This is a genomic window from Legionella drancourtii LLAP12 (assembly GCF_000162755.2).
Lineage (GTDB): Bacteria > Pseudomonadota > Gammaproteobacteria > Legionellales > Legionellaceae > Legionella > Legionella drancourtii.
In genome coordinates this window covers 1,536-20,827 of the sequence record NZ_JH413829.1, presented here as the reverse complement: position 1 = coordinate 20,827, position 19,292 = coordinate 1,536, and the positions used below count along the sequence as shown (strand labels likewise).

Sequence of the window (19,292 nt, the reverse complement as noted above, 5' to 3'; positions counted from 1 at the left end):
AACGATGAGTCGCTACCCAGTAGAGAATTTATTACGAGAGCCTACAGAGGCGTATTCTGCAGTGACGTTAATGTCTTTAGCACTCTTAGCGGTGAGCACGCCACACCTATTGCTGCTTACACAAACGATGGGGAATTACACCGCTCTGAGTTTAAGTGGACTCGGTGGTTTTCGTGCTTATCAAGCATTTCGTGTGATTCGTTATCAAATGCGATTAAAGGCCATGCCTTATTTTGCCATGACCACCAAACAGGTTCCAATCTCTAAGCAATGGTTGTATTTGGGCCGTGGTTTTCAGTGGCATCCTCGGCATACACAGCGGCTACATCAAATTAAGCAAGTAGAAAATGAGCGGTTCTTACAACCCAGTAAACTGCATCAAATGGTAAGCTCTTATTGTCAAAATAATGATACGGCGCGCTTGGCTAAGGTACTTGGTAGTCCTTCACGATTAAATCCTTTTCGTCCCCTGCCGGATGTGGGGGGAAAACCGTATTTACATGGATTGGGTGATGAGGATAAGCCTGTTTATATTCCTCAAAGTATGCGCGTTGGCCATACGATTGTATTGGGTACTACTCGTGTTGGAAAAACAAGGCTTTCCAGTATTTTGGTGAATCAAGACATACGCAATGGGGATGCGGTGATTTTAGTCGATCCCAAAGGGGATTTAGAGTTAGTACGCGATATGTATTCTGCGTGTAACGCGGCGAATCGGTTAAATGATTTTCGGATTGTCCATCTTGGTTTTCCAGATCTCTCCGCCTGTTATAACCCCTTAAAACGCTTTGATCAGGTCAGTGAAGTTGCTACACGTGTCACTGCGGCAATTGATGCCGAAGGTGAAGGAAAGCAATTTGCCGCATTTGCTTGGAAGTACGTCAACATTGTGGCGATTTGTCTTGAGGAAATGCAGCAACAAATCAATTACAAAACCATTTCATTTTATATTTCTCGCCTCGATCAATTACTGATGGCTTATGCCGATGCCATTATGCCCTCACGTCATCCCAATTATTTGGCAGATGTGGAGGCCATTATAGAGGAGAATGATGCACGCGTTGATAAATATGGTAATGCCTATCCCCCAATGGATAGAGCAAAAGCGGTTGCTAAATATTTTAAACAGTACATCTCAAAAACCATTGCCCAAGGGAATGTCGAATCCTTACACGATCAAGTCATCATTGACTTATATGATGCAACGATTATGGATAAGACCTATTACGACAAAATCACAGCAAGTGTTGGTCCTGTATTGTCTGAAATTAATAAAAGTAACGCTTCGGGCATTTTTTCATTTAAAAATGCTGTTTCAGAAATTGAATTGATGAAGGCGATTAAAGAAAAGCAAGTCATTTATATTGGTCTGGATAGTTTGACCAATCCCAATATTGCCCAAGCAGTAGGCAAAGCATTTTTGTCGGATTTAGTCTCAACCGCTGGGAAAATTTATAAAGACAGTAGTGCCAAATACCGATTAAATCTTCATTGTGATGAGTTATCTGAAATTATTCAGGACTCCTTTGTAAAAATTTTAAATAAAGCAGGTGGTGCTGGATTTCAGGTTACCGCCTATGCGCAAACCAAACAAGATTTAGAAGTAGCTCTTGGCTCAAAGGCTTTGGCTGAAATGACCAAGGGAAATCTTAATACCACGATTATGTTGCGTGTAGAAAATGAAGAGACGGCCAATGTCTTAATTAATGTATTACCCAGTGTGGATGTGGTTTCTCACACCCAGGTTTCCATGGTCAACGATTCTCCGCATGGCGAAGAGGGCACTTTTTTTAATACGAGTAATGAGGATAGGGCACAAAAAACCTCCGTCAAAATGCTGGAAGTAAATGATATTGTCTCCTTGCCCAAAGGTCAGGCCTTTGTGTTTGTTAATGGTGGTGAGCTTCATAAAGTGCGCATACCGCTTCCTCTTAATGACGGTTTGGCACCCAACGACATTACCTGCGTCATGCGTGAAATTAATAAGCTGGATGAAGCAGATGAGGTTGAAGAAAAGCCAATTCTATCTACACCGATTTTGGACGATTTACCCCCTATCCCATTCGCGCAGGATTTAGAAATTCCCTCTGCTGCAGAACCTATTGCTTCAAATCGTGAGATGGAACCTCAAGAGGCAGACGTGAACACTGATGTACTTCCTGACTTTATACGCTGGTTGGAACATCGGATGAATTCAGGAAATAAACAATTTTCATTAGAAGAACAAGAATTGGTGCGTTCCAATACCTCACTTTATTCGCCGAACTTAGTGTTTTTAAAGATGGATGTTCTTGGTAAATACGAAAGTCGTTCGGGTATTGAGGCCCAGGATTTAGAGCGCGCACTGAAAGTGGCCTACCAAGAATCGAAACAATTTTTTATAGAAGAAGATGGGCAATTACAGGAAGTGGTCCCATGTTGCATCACCCAACTGATTACTACCTCACAATCAACGGAAATAAAAGAAGGATGTGTACTATGACAACAACCGTAACACTTAAACTAAGCAATGTAGAGGTTTATCGTTTGTTTACTCGTGAACTAAAAGAAAGGGAAAATTTCTACGAGCAAGTGATGAATAAACTCTCTGGATTATTAAGATGCTGTAAGGAAAAACGCGTAGAGGCTTTTTTACGCGTCCATCAGCTGAGTCAGGAAATTAGTCGTACCACCGAATATATGTATGACGAACTGGATAAGTTTGAAGGAATTTTAGAGAAGAAAAAACATCTTGCTGGAAAAAAATTTACCTTTAATCCTGCGTACTTCCCTGAAGTTCGATTTGACAGCGGCATCGCGTGTTCCTTAGTCGAATTATTTGAGGTGTATGACCATTTAATCTCATTGCTGAAACTGTTACGGGTGGCTGGTTGTTTTTCAAATGATGATGATTATTTCAATAATTTAAGACGTTATTTTAAAAAAATAAATCGTCTGTTAAGCCTACTTCTACTGACCTCCGTGAATAAATTGTTCCCTATTACCTTTGAGGATTTGTTAAACCAATCAAAAGGGTATGAAGACCATGTGGCCATTCATGGTCCACTTGATTCTGCCTTGTTATTAAAGGCCATTCATTCGCACGTTGTACCGCGTTTGGAAGAAAAAATAAGACTGCCTTTATTGACTTACCTGAACCATCAACGTGATGAACCTCAAAATTCTACTGCGCCATTACGCGAAGAACAGGGGGCAGCATGAGACTGTTTATTTGCGAAAAACCCTCACAAGCCAAAGACATAGCCACCGTGCTTGGCGCGACTACGCGAACCGACGCGTGTTTTGAAGGCAACGAAATTGCGGTGACATGGTGTGTTGGGCACCTGTTGGAATTAGCCCCACCCGATCATTATTGTGACTCAATTAAGCCTTGGCGTATGGAGGTGTTGCCGGTTGTTCCTAAACAATGGGTATTAATGCCTCAAGAAAAAACAAAAAAACAATTAAATGCCATTGGTAAATTGTTAAAACAAGCGCGTTCCGTTGTTATTGCCACAGATGCCGATAGGGAAGGGGATGTTATTGGTCGGGAAGTCTTGGATTATTTCAACTACCAAGGGCCAGTTGAGCGATTGTGGTTATCGGCATTGGATGAAGAATCAATTAAAAAAGCGCTCCATTCAATCAAGCCAGGAGCAGCTACAGAATGTTTATATCAAGCTGGTCTTGGCAGACAACGTGCGGATTGGCTCATGGGTATGAATTTAACAATGGCCGTGAGCAGCCTCTATGCGCTTCCTGGGCAAGGGGTATTGTCTGTAGGGCGGGTGCAAACGCCTACATTAAAATTGGTGGTGGATAGAGATTTAGGGATTGAGCAATTTAAAGCACAGGATTATTACGTTTTAAAAGCCCTCTGCGAGAATATAAATCAAGAGCCATTTTGGGTTACCTGGGAGATCCCGGAAGAATTGAGTGATGATGATGGAAAATGTATTCAAAAAGCCAGTATCGATGAGGTGGCAAGGAAAATAAACGGCAAAGCAGGTCGTGTGACTTCGTTTAAAGAGCTCGACAAACGCGAAGCCCCCCCTTTGTGTTTGTCGTTGTCTTCTTTGCAACAACTTGCTTCATCACAGCTGGGTTTGAGTGCAAAGCATACCTTGGATATTGCTCAAGCGTTGTATGAACAGCATAAAGCAACCTCTTATCCACGTACCGATTGCGGTTATCTTCCTGACAGCCAATTTGCGGAGGCAGGGGCGGTGTTTGACGCATTAAAACAAATTGATCCCGAGGTTCTTCCTCTTATTGAGCGCTGCTCTTTGCAGCTGAAATCAAAAGCTTGGAACTCAGACAAGATTACCGCGCACCATGGGATTATTCCTACATTAAATCCTAAAGTTAATCTAAAAACGATGACCGAGTCTGAGCGCAATGTGTATCAGTTAATTCGCGCATATTACCTAGCCCAATTTCTTGGTGAGTATGAATTTGTGCAACGTCAGGTTACGTTAGACATTGAAGCGTATACCTTTAAAGCCAGCGCTCATCTTCCTGGAGTTTTAGGCTGGAAAAGCGCGATTAAACCCATACGCGACCTCGAGGAAGAGGAATTGGATACCGACGCCTCAGAAAGTATTCCTAAGCTCCATGATCAGGAACCGGTTTCAATTCAAAAATTGAAACCAGACAGCCGAAAAACAAAGCCAAAATCTCGATTTACGGAAGGTTCTCTTATTGCGGCAATGAAATCAATTGCAAACTACATAGAAAATCCTCAGTTGAAGAAAATTTTAAAAGAAACCTCCGGAATCGGCACCGAAGCAACACGCGCCAATATTTTAGAAACTTTATTAAGTAGAGCGTATCTAAAACGTCAAGGGAAACAACTTATTTCAACACCTAAAGGGCGCGAATTAATTCAAAGGTTGCCTCAAAGTATTACCAATCCGGCAACAACCGCCTTATGGGAGCAGATGCTTGAAGATATTGCCCTGGGGAAACACGCACTGGATGATTTTCTCGAGGAACAAAGCGATACCCTTTCAGGAATGTTGGTGCAGTTAGAGAAGCAAAAACCTGCTTCACACATCTTGGGATCTAACTCAACTTATTCTTGCCCTGATTGTCAGAAAACATTGATGAAACGACAAGGGTCAAAAGGGGCGTGGTGGGGTTGTAGCGGGTACCCGCAATGTAAAACGCGCTTTTCGGACAAACACGGAATGCCGCTAATAAGAAGCACCGTAAATTTGCAGTGAATGTTCCAAAATTTTTGGAACTAAAAGACTTTATCAGGATGAAAACACTTCAGGAGATCTAATGAATAATTTAATTGTAACAAGGAGAGTAAACTATGTACCAAAAATACGTTGCCATTGGCATGCTGGGATCAATGTTGAGCAGTCCCTATGCATTCGCAAGTCCTGCATCAACGGAGTATGTTAAAGCCTCGATTGATGCAGTTCGAACTGATTTTTCTTCACAGATTAATTCCATTAATACCAACATTTTGGCGACTCAAAATCAAATAGCAGATATTACGGGCAATATGAATCAATTGCGTGTCAAAACAAACGAGTTAAATACGACACTGAACGAGCTGATTATGCGGCTTAATTCACTAACAACAAAGGTTTCAGATTCTGATTCCAATACAACGAACAAAATTGAAATAGTTCAAAAACAAATCAATGAACTCCCGCTAGTTACCCATCAAATTGGAGAAATCTATCAGGGAGGGATGATATTTTACGTGGATTCCACACAACAGCATGGATTAATTGCGTCACTTGCGGATTTGGGTGATCCCATTGAATGGCGTAATGGCGAAGGCGGAGATCGCATTACGAATGCCAAATCGCATGGATTAGGGGCCGGTGAAGCCAATACCCGTCTTATTATTTCAGAACAAACAATAGATGAGCAAGGTGGCAATTTCGCCGCGTTAGTGGCAAACAACTATCAAATTGGCGCGGATGGTAAATCACCCTGTCCTACCACGATGAGTGCCACATTGACCTGTTATGGAGGGTGGTATTTACCTTCTGATTATGAACTGGTTCTCCTACATAGCTCTTTAAAACAGATGGGCTTGGCGGGTTTAAAAGATGAATTGTATTGGAGCTCTACGGAGGGCGATACAACACAAGCTTGGTTATTGGATTTTTATACTGGTGAATCCAAAGTCCAGGACAAATCAACACAAGCTCAAATTCGAGCTATTCGTCACTTTTAAGATGAGGATTTACCATGAAAATTAAATACATCGTACCGTTATTATTTTGTTTTACTGCATCTGCTTTTGCTAACCCCGGAGATGATATTTGGGATCATATTCGAATGCTTAAGGATTGGGCTAGCCTCGCAAAGGCGGATATAAGCAAACATTCAGCAGAAATTGCACAGTTGTACTCTCTAACTGAAGAAAATGCTGGGCAGTTACATCAGTTGCGCTCCATAACAGAGGGAAATACCACACAGTTACAACAGTGTGGATCTGAAATTGATACGTTAAAATCGAATCAAATAGCGCCCCATTACATTGGTGAGTCCTATCGTGGTGGTCTTGTCTTTTATGTTGATGAACGTGGCCAACATGGATTAATCGCCAGTAAAATTGATGTGACCGAGGAAGGCGTACAATGGAGAAATGGTGCTGCCGGTACTAAAGTCACCAATGCGCGTGGCGATGGTATTGGTGCAGGAGAGACCAACACACGACTTATTATTTCCCAGCAAACCGTCGATGACCAAAGAGGAACATTTGCTGCATTATTGGCGGATAACTATCAAGTCATGGAGGATGGAATAACCCCGTGTAAAACGCCAATTGCTGCTGAAAATGTTTGTTATGGTGGTTGGTATTTACCGTCTGCGTATGAACTGCAACTTTTGCATATGAACCTTCATCACAATAATTTGTCCTCTTTTGCTCCGGAATTTTATTGGAGCTCTACTGAGAAGAATGTATCCAATGCATGGTTAATTAATTTTTCATCGGGCGAGATTACTGCCAGTAGTAAATCCAATACCGTGGGCCGTGTTCGTGCGGTAAGTCGATTTTAATTGAAAATAGAATGATAAGGAATTAATGATGAAACTAAGAACTGTATTTGCGTTGACTTTGTTAGGAATGAGCAACTTTCTTCATGCTTTGGATGCCTCTTCCAGTACTCGATGGTTTGTCGATAGTGCTTTAGGCATGTCTTATACCAATAATACAACCAACAAAACGAATCAAACGGCAATTGGGCGCTTAAGTGTAGGAACTACCTTATTTTCGCTCACAACTTGGCGTGCTGATGCCGAGATCGGCGTTCAAAGTGGGAATACTTTTCGCCTTTCATTTCCCAAAGAGTCTATTGATTCGTTGGGTGGGGTTCCCATTGAAGCGACGATTAAGCCATTTCTTGATGTATTGGGGGGATTAAAAGTGACGCCGTGGAATAATCTGCCAACAGAACTTTGGCTAAAAGGAGGGATAGCCTATCGAATGATGCAGGCGGATCGCGATGAAGTTAATGATATTTCGAAAATTTCCCCAGAGCTTCAGGTGGGGCTTGGCTATCACATTACAAAACAAGCAACCCTAAATCTCGGTTATCAGATAATTTTTGGTAAAAACCCTCTGTTAACTATAAATCCAGAAAATGAACACGGATTTTTGCAGAATGCACCTCAGCAACAAGCATTTCTATTAGGGTTTTCTTATAAATTTTCTTAACTTAGTAACCATTCTTTTTGGCAGCATGGAATTAATAGAGCGGTTACATAACAGTGAACTTATCTAACTGCTTATTGAGGTAATTTGAGATTGCCTGTCTTAAAAGTGAAGTGACTCATTTCCGCACGTACTGTGAGTATGTCAAAAAATCGCATAGGGAAATCCTGGGATAGGACTAGCAACACGGCTTGTAGTTGGATCTAACGGTATATTGTGAATTTTAGAAACCATCATTTCCACCGTATTTAATAAACCGCTAATGTGTTGGTCACTAAAAACATACTGAGGAGTATAAAGTAAGCCAAATTGCTCCATTTCATTCATGCTTTCAAGTAAGGCACCACGATTGGAACCAAAAGTATCCGTTATCATCTCTCCCAGCCATACTGGAGATTGATCTGAATAAGCTGTTCGGAATAATGATATTTCAGCGATAGTGTTGTTGAATATAACCCAACAATGGCCATTCCAATTGTCAACCATATTATCTGTTTCAATAATTGGATCATAGTTAAATAAGAGCTTGCCGTTAAAATGCAATGTTCCAGCAACCAAATAAGCGTGTATACCTTTAATTCTACAAAATTCAACCAAAGTCGCACTTAATAGAGCACAGGCAAATGGTTGGGGAGGTAACATTTTCTGAATATCTTTACAAGATTGTTGTATTATATCAGCTTGTTCATTGTTAAGAATGTTATCCATAAATTTCATAGCATGATCTTTAGAATAGGAACTTTCGATTAGTTGGTGATATTTATTAAAACTCATAATTCATTAAAGCTCGCGTAAAATCAGAAATGACACGTCAAAGAAGTAGCATTAATAAAAAATCGAATATTACTCAGCATTACTTATGTTTTCAATGTTTATCCATATAAAATTATAAAAATCACTTTCTTTTGTCCACATATCCATACGAAGCGCAATAGCCCCCGGCCTAAATGAAGCTCTAGTGTGGATATGTGGGCAACAAGAAAATACTTTTTCATGGCTTGTAGGAGGACTGTGCGGCCAATTCAGGTCGTCTAAAGTTATCCGTCACAAGACTAAGAACTCCTTTAGAGGGTAGTGAACAGGGTTTATTTTGCATGAAATAAACCTGAATCCTCACATCATTATTCTAAAATGATGTGAGTTTTTAGCCTCTGGAAAGAGGCGCTGTTCCCGGGATTTTCCCGCTGCGTCACTGGCCTTTTACTGCCAGTGACGCAGCGAATCGCTGCATCTAAAGCCCGAATTTACAATGGGAAACATTGTAAATTCGGTCACTCTCCATTTGCCCGAAAGAAAAACGGTAATTTAAGCGCACTAATTTGAACAAAATTAATCCTAAACAAAATCATGAAATCATCAAAATTAATGCGTGAATTATTGAGAATAGCCATTTAATTTGCTAGTATGATTTTGAACACAACTGACGAACCAGTGCAATCCTGGTGAAACCAGAACATTCGGTCTTGTGAATTGCTACCCTAATTCCCCAATCACTGTAGCTGAACGCTTAGTCGGGAACCTTAAACTAACCTGAATTTTCAGGACCAATAAATCAGCCACTTTTAGTGACTGAACAATAACAACATGCCCTGCATGTTGACCTTTCTTAATTAACGCTTTGCCCTGCAATACGTTAAACCTCTTGAACCGTCAATAATCGTTTATTGATCATTCGAACCCTTTATTCTTGATTTTGAACTGTAACTTGTGATCTTTTAATAATGAACTATGCACATCTATTTAATGCAATTAATTTTTTTAAAGATTTGAGCCATGAAATGAGGACTGTAATCACTTCATTTTTCTATTTTTAATTTTTAACTGGAGCAATTAATGAGTAATACCATCTACAAAAAAAATGAACCGATATCGATGAATGTCATTGATGAAGTACAGGATAAGAAAGACTATTTATTAAGTCAGGAGAACTTCGAACGCTTAATGAATGTCCAAAGAACTATAGAACAGGCGACCGAAATGAGACCGACTTTTAAAAAATTGATTAATAACTTAGTAAATGATGAATCGTTGGATGCGTTAACGAAACAATTGATCAAACAAATGTCGTGATTTTAAAAATTGAACTGCAATTATAGATAATCAAAAGGAGACTTAACTAAAAAAACTGATGTACCGACCTTAGAAACAACTACGGGTTTACCCCCGAATCGAGCCTTGTGGTCTGTCCAGGCATCATTTATATGAGCCGCTCGAATAACACTAAACTAAAATCCAGGGTAAACGTAGTAACGATAATTAACCAACTGAAGACTATGAGCAGAAAAAACACCTTAATCAAATCCATTAACCAGTATTTGGATTACAACAATCAAGGCTCTTACAAGCAACGTCAATTACGGCGTTTTGTCTTGATAAAAACCATTGAAGATTTTTATTGTCTGCGCTGTGTACCACCAACTTGGTATGCCGTTACGGCCAATCATGTGAGACAACTGGTTATTCATTGGCAAGATAATGGGCTTAAAAGTCCGACCATAATGAACTATCTCATTTGCCTACGCTCTTTTTTTAATATGTTAAATCACCCCATCGAACACATAGACAATAAATCACTTGGTTTAACAAAATCACACAATACCTCAAAACCACGAGTAGATCGCGACAAGATATTGAACGAATTACAAAATCCAATCGCCAAAATTTTATTTGGCCTACAAAGCTATTTTGGGCTCACCATCAGTGAAGCCATAAAGCTTACTCCAGATGTTCATATTACAGAGAATGAACTTTGGGTTACCCGAGATATTAGTAGCAATAGTAAAGACAGGATAGTTCCAATTCAATCTCAAATTCAAAGAGAACTCATCCTATTAATCATGCAACTATTAAAACCCTCTGAGTCCTGGCTAAAACAAATGGATGAATCCTACATCAGATTGGCCTATCAATACGGCCTCACCGCAATTGGTCTTTCAACGAGAGTTCAATACCGTTATCTCTATGCTCAGGGACGACTCAATGAATTGACTCATTTAATTCCAAAAGAAAAGGTTCTTAGGATTAAAGAAGAAATGAGCATTACCGCTGCCAGCACCATTTGGAACTATTGTCATGAGTAAAACAAAACTAAGAAGTGCTACCTATTCCATTCATAATCTGGTGAAACAGATGACAATCCCCTCCTTCAATACTCGCGCTGATATGCGTGTCATGCTAGTGCGTTGTATTAAAGACTTACATGAATTGGGCTTTAAGGTAGGGCATATCAAAGGCATTAAAGAAAGGCATGTCCATGCGTTAATAGAGCATTGGAAAAAGCAGGGTAAAAATCCAGCCACCATTAAAAACTACATGGCCAAACTACGCAAAATGGCAATACAACTGGGCAATCCTGAGATGATCAAACCAGATAATACAGCCTATCAAATTGAAGGACGCTCCTATGCATCTACAATCAATAAAGCCATTACTGACATTGATTTTTCAAAATGCCAGGACATGCATATACGCCTATCCCTTGAAGGTCAGGCCTTGTTTGGATTTCGACGTGAAGAGTCACTTAAATTTACCTTAAGCGAAGCGTATAAAGAAAAGTATCTTGATATCCAACCCAGCTGGACCAAGGGTGGTATAGGTCGAATTATAAAAATAAGGACCGAAGAGCAGCGACAATGGCTTAATCGAGTCAGCCAGCTAGTGCGCCCTGGACAATCGTTGATACCGCCTGAGAAGTCATACAAAGAGCAATTAGGCCATTATAAAACACTCACGGCCAAGTTGGGTCTATCTAATTTACATGGACTTCGTCACGCCTACGCACAACGTCGTTATCAGGAGTTAACGAGCTGGTTCGATGAAAACAAACAGGGGCTTATACCCCCAATTTGTGGTGGGAAACCTTTTAAAGAACTGTCTTTAAAAGAGCAAGACTGGGACAGACGAGCAAGGCACATTCTTGTTATGGAGTTGGGCCATGCGAGGTTAAATATTACTAAAATTTATTGTGGAAAGTAAGTGATTATGTAAAGTAGTTCAATAAAATCTAATAATTTCATGGCTCATCCACCAAATTACATTACATAATATCTAAAAAATTACAGGTGGTTCTCGATTAAAATAGCGCATGTATGTGTCCTCTATAAAGATTGCAGCCACTGCAATAATGATTTATTTTCTTTCCATGAAGGTATTTTTGGTATTGGTGCCGTACTGACTTTTTCAATTGCTGCTCGTTTCATTTCAAGATTAGCTCTGGCATAAATCTCTGTGGTTTTTATGTCTACGTGGCCTAAGAAGTCGCGAATAATATCTAAAGAGACGCCACCTTGTAGCAAATGCATACCTTTTGTATGTCGAAGCGTATGCGGACTGATTCTTTGTTTATACTGGGGAGAAGCTTCACGTACTAACCGTTCATATTTTTGTAGAATATAATTAACCCCTACACGTGTTAATTTGTTACCTTGATTGTTCCGGAACAATGGATAATCAAACGTCTCAGGAAGCAATAAATTATTTTCATGCAAATAGCTCTGCAAAAGGTTAGCTGTATTATCCATAAGAGGAACTACACGTATTTTTCTTCCTTTGCCTAAAATACGAACTTGGGCTGGCGTCTTTAATCGTACATCCCCCACGGTAAGGTCAATTAATTCCTGAACTCGCGCACCAGTATCGTAAAGAGTACTTAATAGCACAACATCTCTCCTACCCTCAGGTTTTCCAAGATTTGGTTGTGCTAAAAGAGCAGCAAGATGATCTTTAGAGAGATAGCTCACTTCAGGACGGACAAACCGGCGCAACGGAATGGCCAGTATCCGCTGGCATTGCAGCAAATATAGTGGATCTTCTACTTGAATATACCGAAAAAATGCATGCAGTGTGGTTAGACGATGATTTAATGTGCGTGGCGTACAGTGTCGATCTTTTTCAATATGATCGAGAAATGCCTCTATTAAAACCACATCAACCTGTTCAAGTTGTAGTTTTTCAATCGGAATATTTTTTACATCACGACAAAATCGCAATAGTAGAATAAAGACATCACGGTATGCTTTTATAGTATTCGGGCTTAAGTTCCTTTGGCCAGCCAGATAGTTGCTCAAGAAGCGGCTTAAATAAATTGAAAAATCTGTTGGTTTCATGATTGTCTCCCTTTTGGTATTACACCGCCAAACTGTTCATTCATGCGTTCAGTCAGGTTAGGAAATAACTCAGCAGTCAGATGAAGATATTTCTGTGTACCTGTAAAATTTTTATGGCCAAGATAGGCTACAAGAAAAGGTAGCTTCGCATTCAGATCACAACCTTCCTCATACCACTGAACCAGTCTGTGTACCGCAAAAGTGTGGCGAAGATCATGGACTCTTGGTCCTTTCCCTCTGCCTCCATGAGGAATACCACATTGGAGTAACATCTTTCGGAATAAGGTATAAATGGTTCCTTTGCCCCAACAACTTCCTGACGGTGAGGGGAAAAAGAAAGTGTCTTCAGTTCGTTTTTCCAGAGAGTTAGTATCTATGCTTTCAGCATATACTCGCAAGCGTTCTACCATGTCCAACGCAGGTGGAACCAGCCGGTCTTTACCATGCTTACCTTCTCGAATAGTGATAACACCTTGTTTCAAATCAACATCACGAACACGTAAATTCAATACCTCACTTAATCGAAATCCACATCCATACAATAAGCGAAATATCTCTGGAATAATAAGATGTCGCAGGGGCGAACTTGCTGCTGGCTTAAGTTGATCTACAGCATGAAGAATTTTTTGAATCTCAATTTGTGTAAAAATATAGGGTGAGAAAGCATATGACCGTTGAGCGCCAAAGCGATAAGGAGGTACATAGGCTGGGTAACCCAATCGTATCATTAATCGCGCAAGTTGCCGAACGAGAATAATTCGACGTTGTTGTGTTGAAGCTTGCTCATCAGGTTGTTTCTCCAGCCATTGCAATACAAGTTCTTTAGGTAACTCATTTTGCTTTATTGTCGTATGGCACAGGAAGTGATCAAAGCACTTTAAAATACGGTCTAGTTTTTCATATTTATATCCACTGGCTCGTTTTTCCAGAATCAGTTGATTCATCATTGGTGCAAGTGGGCTTTCAAACTGAATAGCTTTGCTGTTAGTTGACATGATTCACCTCATTGATACTCAATGCCACTTGACGTAATGTTTCAACGCTCGCTTTAGCGTAGATCATCGTTGTATTCATGGAGGCATGACCTAAAATATCAGCAATCAGCGAAAATGGAATATTATCCTCTAGCAAATAAGTGGCTAAACTATGTCGAAGTGAATGCAGACCTTGGTGTTGTTGGCTTCTAAATTTAATACCAGATAAATCGCGCCAGTATCTAACTATGTTATAAAAATGAGTATTTTTGCTATAGGGAGTGAAAGGCTGTGTTAACTTCAGAAATACTTGCCTATAATTTGTTTCGGGACGAGCGAATTTAATATAATCGATCAGAGCATTACCCACTTCATTGGTTAAAGGGAGACATAAAGGAGCTTTAGTTTTGCCTTGAGTGATTGAGATCATTTCTGCTTCCCAGTCAATATTATCTAATGTAAGCTCACGAATATCCCCTAACCTTAACCCTAATCGGCAGGCCAGTAGCAACATAGCGTAATCACGTTTTCCTCTGGGTGAGCTTCTATCGACTGTATCAAGTAATTTAGTTATCAATTCGCGGTCCCAAACGGATGGTATTTTTGCCTGATAAGGAACAGAAACACTAGGTACTGACTGGCTCAAATCATTTTTCAAGTCACCTCGATAAATCAGGAATTTGAAGTACATACGTAGATAGGAAGCAATTCCTGAAATAGTTTTTTTACTGTAACGCGATAATGAACAGATAAAATCGGATATGTCTTTGGGTTGTATCTGGCGAAATGTTTTAATATCTCGTTTTCCCATGAAATCAAGAAATAAACTTATTTGGCTAATAGATACACTTGCAGTGTTGGGACTCAAGTAACGTTTCTCTATGCAATATTTTTTATATTCATATAGACTTTTCTGCATTGCAAATGGGATTTCGAGTTTGTCTAATACAATTTTGCAACGCTCGAAATAGCCAAAACGGGCATAATTCCACAGTATTTTAAGGCTAAATTCTGCATGTCTTCGCCAATCATTGTATGCAGCAGTTGGCAAATCAGAGCGAATATCATAAAGTGCTAAAAATTCAAGAATAAGCTTTTCACAAAGCTGATTTTTGAAGCCATACTTTTTGGCAAACGTTATTAGCCTTGTCCAAGTGGACTGATAACGACGAATTGAGCGAGCGTTATATTTAAGTACTTGTAATTGACTTAAAGCACCAAAAACTAATTCATCTAGTGATAACTTTTTTGATTTAACCTTATTCATAGATAATCCTCCTTTAAGTGCGGCGGTCTTTTATGGCCGCATAGAAGGATTATCGGAGATATTATGCAAAGTATTTAGGCATCTATATATTGATAGTACTGTTCTTTTTCGAGTTACTTTACATAATCACTTACTTTCCACAATAAATCTTATGGAAAGCTTTGCATAAAACCTATTGTGGTTAATTCTCCATTTTTTGTAGAAATTTTTAGCTTTTTTTAGTAGAATGATAAATAAGAAAACACAACTGATGAACCAGTGAAAGCCTGGTGAAACCGAAATAAATGGTCTTGTGATTTGCTACCCTAATTCCCCAATCACTGCAGCGGAACGTATAGTCGGGAACCTGATGTACCTTAATTCAATATACAAGTATTGAATCCTTTATAAAGAATAGAGGTTTATGCCTTTGTTTTTATTTCATTAAAGCAATTAACCTTGTTTTAAACTCGTTTGAATTCATTGCCTGATACCTATCAGACAAACCCATTTTAAGAATGTATTCTTTAACAATTTGGGTTATTCAACCATTGTTTAAAAGAAGGTGATAGAGCCCACAGGGAAAGTATACCCTTTGGGGCAATATTATTTCCTGTTTTTAAAAGGAGAAATAATATGTACTCTATAAATAAATCACCCTCTAGTAATCATGGGATATCTCGCTATGCTGATTGTCTAGCGACATTCTTTCTTCATCCCCAGTTAAATGAAAGTTACTGGATTGGGGCTTGGATAGAAGTCAACGCCCATGAATTACACGAGTATAGTAACAAAAAATGTCATTCATCTCCTGATGTGACGGATCAAGAAATAAGAACTAATTTTATCGAGTTAATCATCAATAAAATAGGTCAACACTCATACGGATCGGGTCAGGTATATGAACTATACGAAGAGAGGAAACAAGAAACACTCCGTGACCTCTTTGAATGCCTGAGTTTTTCCGAAGATGAAGTGATTCTTATTAAAGATCGATGCGACTATTCAGAAGACATGGAGTTTTTTAAGGATTCATGTGATGAATGTGGTGTTGATGTTGGTGCGTTACAAATGGCTATGAGTCTCAATATGTCAGGCAAAACACGCTGTACTAATTGCTTGGTTTATTAAATTAATGTAGGCCAGAAATGGCCTAATTTACCAACTTACCCTGACAGACATGTGCTGTCAGGAGCCTTTTATTTTAGGGTGAATAATGTTGGTGCACACGCTGGAGAATAACTCAGCGTGTGCTGACTATTTCTCCAGTTTTTTACAGGAGAAATGGTTGTGCGTATTCAGACAGATACTTTAAAATATGCTAAGATTCTTAAAGAGAGTGGGTTTACTAAAGAGTTATCTGAGGGATTTTTTTCCACACTGACTCAGATAGAAATCCACAACATTTATAGTGTCGAAGAGGTGGATAACATGTTAAGTGAAGCCGTTAGACAAGTGTTTGTTGAACAGGATAAAAAACTTGTTGAACAACGTCGCGAGTTCGATGAGCGAATGAAAGTCTACAATGAACAACTACGTGAAAACAGGAGTGAGTTGTTGGCATCAAGACGCTGGATGATTGGTACAATCATCACTGTTGGTCTTTCATTAGCCGCTTATCTTTCAGCATTAATTCATTTCAATCACTAAGCCTATTTAAAGGTTTGTAACCCATCGGGGAAATCACACTTCCTCATGGGGCAAGGGTATTTCCCTTTATTCAAGGAGAGAACCCATGCAACACCCATCATTTGCCGAATTGACCAATCAATGCACTCGAACCGATTTAGCCTTTTTTGATTTATTGCGCTCTATTGCCGAACTTCATGCCTATCAGCATGAGTTATCAGTAGAAGATATAGCGCAACTTCAAATTGGCGCTCGAACGTTGAATGGAATAATCGCAAGAAACGCAGCAACGACCCATTCTATCCAGTTGGTCTAGGCAGTAGGATTACACCTGTTGCTATTTTACCCGTTTTAATCCGCACAATCGGAGAACTTCTGCCTTGTGCGGGAATTCTCCGATTGTGCGATTTTATTATTAATGACACTTGAAGGAGAACAAAAATGGCAGTATTAAATAAGATCCAATTAATAGGACATGTTGGTCATTCACCCAGAAGTACCCAAACAAAGGAAAATCATCCCGTTGCATCAGTCTCCCTTGCCACAAATGAATCCTATCGCCGTAATGGTGAATGGGAAACCATTACTGAGTGGCATCATCTGGTATTTTTTGGGAAATTAGCGGCTTTAGCTGTTGAACGCTTGCAAAAAGGAAGTCAGATTTATATTGAGGGCAAACTGCGCTCAAATAACTGGATTGATACTGAAGGTGTTAAACGGCAATCAATCAATATTGTGGTGCAAACCATACAGTTGCTTGATAACGCCAAACCCAAAGAGCTACCTGAACAGACTGATAAACCAACAGCAGAGGAGTATTTAGATCAAATGCACTCGATGTTGGCATGTGAAGAAGTTCCTTTTTAATTGTTTCATTAATCCCGAATGGAGTTATCCCTTTGGGAACAACTCCTTTTTTAAACTTAAGGAGGACCACTTAAAATGAATCCATTTGAACTGACAGCAGCTTCTACTTTCCTCAGTTATTTTCCCGACGATATTGAGTATTCAACACTTATCAATCGGTTAAATAATGATGAATTAGGGACTGATGACGATGCAATAGATTTTTGGCAGCCCTTTGAATACTACTCCGGTGGATTCATCGCGGAATGCATTGATACATTGCATCACCGATTAATCAAAACGTTTCATATAAAAAAGTAACCATTAATAACCCCTATGGGAGCAAGACTCCCATAGGGGACTTGCTCCTTTTTCTTATTGAATCAGGAGAACCAGCAATGAATGTACTAACTATAGAACAACTTTATAAAGCAGCACCTTCTTTATTTACCAGAGGAGCTGCCGTACACACCAGTGAGCGTTATCAGCCCATAGCCACATCGGATGTCATCGATAGATTGCTTCAGGAAGGATTTTATCCGACTAAAGCCACGCAATCGGCTAGCAGATCAGAGGAAAAAAAAGTATTTTCAAAACACCTGGTTCGCTTTCGACATCGAGACTATCACAATCCTGGCAATGGACTCTTTCCTGAGCTGGTATTGATTAATTCACATGACGGGCTGTCATCATATCGCTTAATGGCAGGACTTTATCGTCAGGTGTGCACCAATGGCCTGGTGGCTGGGAAAAGCTATGATGAAGTTCGAGTCAAGCACCAAGGTGACGTAATTGGCAATGTCATTGAAGGAACCTATCGGGTGATTGAATCATCACAAAAAATGCTTCAGGTTGTGGAGCAGATGGGGGATTGTGCACTGCCAGATGAAAAGCTTTTAGAGTTTTCAGCACAAGCACATGCACTTCGCTTCAGTGAGGATGCCAATCTTGTGATTGAGCCAAAAAATCTTTTGGTTCCCAGAAGACGTGAAGACATGAAACGCGACTTGTTTTCTGTGTTTAATGTAGTCCAGGAGAACCTAATAAAAGGAGGTGTTCTAGGCTACAGACTGAATGAGCACGGACGGTGGCGCAGAGCAAGAAGCCGAAAAATCACATCAATCGATCAAAACGTTAAAATTAACCGTGACCTTTGGACGATTGCTGAGAATACCCTGTTATCTTGTTAGTCAATTTAATTAACCCTTGTGGGATAAGATTTCCTCTTTTTAAAGATAAGGTGGTGGATCAAGAATCAAATAAATTAGTTATGCATGTTCTATGCGGGAACTGTATTGGTCCTATGATAAAACGAGATTTTATACGGAAATCTGCTAATAAAAGCTAATTGTTCTCTTAATCAAGCCCCTTTTGGGGCTTTTTTTTTCACTAAAATAGAGGGTATGGCCTAAAAATTTAGCAGCATTCCAGGCGAGACCCCCTACTTGTTTATTTTATACCATTAACTCTAGAAATTGTCGAGTAGCCACTCCCCATTACTGAGGAGCAGCCCTCTAAGAACGATGCGGGCTAGTTTCCCAGCACATCGCTCAAGCCCTCATAAGGCTGATTGAGTTCAGCCCAGCAGTTGCAGCGTGTGTTGGCAGATTTGCTTTTCTGATTTTCTTCTCCCGCTCCTTGAAGTACTCTTTGAAACGGGGTCAAATGGATTTGCCTCTGCTTTCACTTTTATATGACGTCTTATGTGTGTGTCCGTTGCACGTTTGAGATAAAGAGTTTTCTTATTTCCTTCTTTGTCTTTTATGGTGCAATGAAACCGCCAATTGTCTCCAGCAAGTGTCGTAAAGTATTTACGAGAAATCCAA

19 protein-coding genes and 1 pseudogene are annotated in these 19,292 nt (G+C 39.8%); 15 read left to right on the top strand and 5 right to left on the bottom strand.

Annotated features, from left to right (window positions below; translation table 11 throughout):
• The first annotated feature begins 4 nt into the window (after nucleotides 1–4).
• The 6 genes from traD (at nucleotide 5) to LDG_RS10640 (ending at nucleotide 7,669) form a co-directional block, all read left to right on the top strand.
• Nucleotides 5–2,482 carry a type IV conjugative transfer system coupling protein TraD gene (traD, locus tag LDG_RS10665; RefSeq protein WP_006871362.1) on the top strand — a complete coding sequence of 826 codons (2,478 nt, stop codon included), beginning with the start codon at nucleotides 5–7 and terminating at the stop codon, nucleotides 2,480–2,482.
• Nucleotides 2,479–3,201, top strand: coding sequence for an AcaB family transcriptional regulator (locus tag LDG_RS10660; protein ID WP_006871361.1), 723 nt, complete (start codon nucleotides 2,479–2,481; stop codon nucleotides 3,199–3,201). The genes traD and LDG_RS10660 overlap by 4 nt, the downstream gene beginning before the upstream one ends.
• A complete protein-coding gene (locus LDG_RS10655; RefSeq protein WP_006871360.1) occupies nucleotides 3,198–5,204 on the top strand; it encodes a DNA topoisomerase III in 2,007 nt (668 codons plus the stop codon). Before LDG_RS10660 ends, LDG_RS10655 begins: the two co-directional genes overlap by 4 nt.
• 95 nt (nucleotides 5,205–5,299) lie before the next feature.
• Nucleotides 5,300–6,181 (top strand): coiled-coil domain-containing protein, encoded by an 882-nt coding sequence (locus LDG_RS18550; protein ID WP_006871359.1) that lies wholly within the window; start codon nucleotides 5,300–5,302, stop codon nucleotides 6,179–6,181.
• 14 nt (nucleotides 6,182–6,195) lie between these two features.
• Complete coding sequence (locus tag LDG_RS10645; RefSeq protein ID WP_006871358.1) at nucleotides 6,196–7,011, top strand: Lcl domain-containing protein; 816 nt, start codon at nucleotides 6,196–6,198, stop codon at nucleotides 7,009–7,011.
• A gap of 28 nt (nucleotides 7,012–7,039) precedes the next feature.
• Nucleotides 7,040–7,669 carry an outer membrane beta-barrel protein gene (locus tag LDG_RS10640; protein WP_006871357.1) on the top strand — a complete coding sequence of 210 codons (630 nt, stop codon included), beginning with the start codon at nucleotides 7,040–7,042 and terminating at the stop codon, nucleotides 7,667–7,669.
• Between the two features lie 141 nt (nucleotides 7,670–7,810).
• On the opposite strand, the gene LDG_RS18545 is transcribed toward LDG_RS10640, so the two are convergent.
• Nucleotides 7,811–8,440 (bottom strand): hypothetical protein, encoded by a 630-nt coding sequence (locus tag LDG_RS18545; RefSeq protein ID WP_006871356.1) that lies wholly within the window; start codon nucleotides 8,438–8,440, stop codon nucleotides 7,811–7,813.
• Between the two features lie 1,059 nt (nucleotides 8,441–9,499).
• Between LDG_RS18545 and LDG_RS10630 the strand changes: the two genes are divergently transcribed.
• From LDG_RS10630 to LDG_RS10620, 3 genes are all read left to right on the top strand, one after another.
• Nucleotides 9,500–9,736, top strand: a complete 237-nt coding sequence (locus tag LDG_RS10630) for a hypothetical protein (protein WP_006871353.1) — start codon at nucleotides 9,500–9,502, stop codon at nucleotides 9,734–9,736.
• A gap of 203 nt (nucleotides 9,737–9,939) precedes the next feature.
• Complete coding sequence (locus LDG_RS10625; RefSeq protein WP_040535429.1) at nucleotides 9,940–10,746, top strand: site-specific integrase; 807 nt, start codon at nucleotides 9,940–9,942, stop codon at nucleotides 10,744–10,746.
• Complete coding sequence (locus LDG_RS10620; protein ID WP_006871351.1) at nucleotides 10,739–11,641, top strand: phage integrase N-terminal domain-containing protein; 903 nt, start codon at nucleotides 10,739–10,741, stop codon at nucleotides 11,639–11,641. Before LDG_RS10625 ends, LDG_RS10620 begins: the two co-directional genes overlap by 8 nt.
• Nucleotides 11,642–11,763: 122 nt before the next feature.
• On the opposite strand, the gene LDG_RS10615 is transcribed toward LDG_RS10620, so the two are convergent.
• Genes LDG_RS10615 through LDG_RS18540 form a run of 3 tightly spaced genes read right to left on the bottom strand, consistent with a single transcriptional unit; the run spans nucleotide 11,764 to nucleotide 15,012 of the window.
• On the bottom strand, nucleotides 11,764–12,771 hold the full coding sequence (locus LDG_RS10615) for a site-specific integrase (protein WP_006871350.1): 1,008 nt from the start codon (nucleotides 12,769–12,771) through the stop codon (nucleotides 11,764–11,766).
• Nucleotides 12,768–13,766, bottom strand: coding sequence for a tyrosine-type recombinase/integrase (locus LDG_RS10610; RefSeq protein WP_006871349.1), 999 nt, complete (start codon nucleotides 13,764–13,766; stop codon nucleotides 12,768–12,770). Before LDG_RS10610 ends, LDG_RS10615 begins: the two co-directional genes overlap by 4 nt.
• Nucleotides 13,756–15,012 carry a site-specific integrase gene (locus tag LDG_RS18540; RefSeq protein ID WP_006871348.1) on the bottom strand — a complete coding sequence of 419 codons (1,257 nt, stop codon included), beginning with the start codon at nucleotides 15,010–15,012 and terminating at the stop codon, nucleotides 13,756–13,758. The genes LDG_RS10610 and LDG_RS18540 overlap by 11 nt, the downstream gene beginning before the upstream one ends.
• Nucleotides 15,013–15,627: 615 nt before the next feature.
• On the opposite strand from LDG_RS18540, the gene LDG_RS10600 reads away from it, so the two are divergent.
• The 6 genes from LDG_RS10600 to LDG_RS10575 all read left to right on the top strand — a co-directional run bounded on the left by LDG_RS10600 (nucleotide 15,628) and on the right by LDG_RS10575 (nucleotide 18,656).
• The gene (locus tag LDG_RS10600; RefSeq protein ID WP_006871347.1) at nucleotides 15,628–16,122 is read left to right on the top strand and encodes a hypothetical protein; all 495 of its coding nucleotides are present in this window, start codon (nucleotides 15,628–15,630) and stop codon (nucleotides 16,120–16,122) included.
• A 159-nt stretch (nucleotides 16,123–16,281) separates the two neighbouring features.
• Nucleotides 16,282–16,641, top strand: a complete 360-nt coding sequence (locus LDG_RS10595; protein ID WP_006871346.1) for a hypothetical protein — start codon at nucleotides 16,282–16,284, stop codon at nucleotides 16,639–16,641.
• Between the two features lie 85 nt (nucleotides 16,642–16,726).
• The gene (locus tag LDG_RS10590; protein WP_006871345.1) at nucleotides 16,727–16,936 is read left to right on the top strand and encodes a hypothetical protein; all 210 of its coding nucleotides are present in this window, start codon (nucleotides 16,727–16,729) and stop codon (nucleotides 16,934–16,936) included.
• 125 nt (nucleotides 16,937–17,061) lie between these two features.
• Nucleotides 17,062–17,487 carry a single-stranded DNA-binding protein gene (locus tag LDG_RS10585; RefSeq protein ID WP_006871344.1) on the top strand — a complete coding sequence of 142 codons (426 nt, stop codon included), beginning with the start codon at nucleotides 17,062–17,064 and terminating at the stop codon, nucleotides 17,485–17,487.
• A gap of 75 nt (nucleotides 17,488–17,562) precedes the next feature.
• On the top strand, nucleotides 17,563–17,787 hold the full coding sequence (locus tag LDG_RS10580) for a hypothetical protein (protein ID WP_006871343.1): 225 nt from the start codon (nucleotides 17,563–17,565) through the stop codon (nucleotides 17,785–17,787).
• A gap of 77 nt (nucleotides 17,788–17,864) precedes the next feature.
• Nucleotides 17,865–18,656 (top strand): DUF932 domain-containing protein, encoded by a 792-nt coding sequence (locus LDG_RS10575; protein ID WP_006871342.1) that lies wholly within the window; start codon nucleotides 17,865–17,867, stop codon nucleotides 18,654–18,656.
• Between the two features lie 386 nt (nucleotides 18,657–19,042).
• On the opposite strand, the pseudogene LDG_RS20280 reads toward LDG_RS10575, so the two are convergent.
• Nucleotides 19,043–19,292 (bottom strand): annotated as a pseudogene (locus tag LDG_RS20280) (hypothetical protein); the annotation flags it as partial.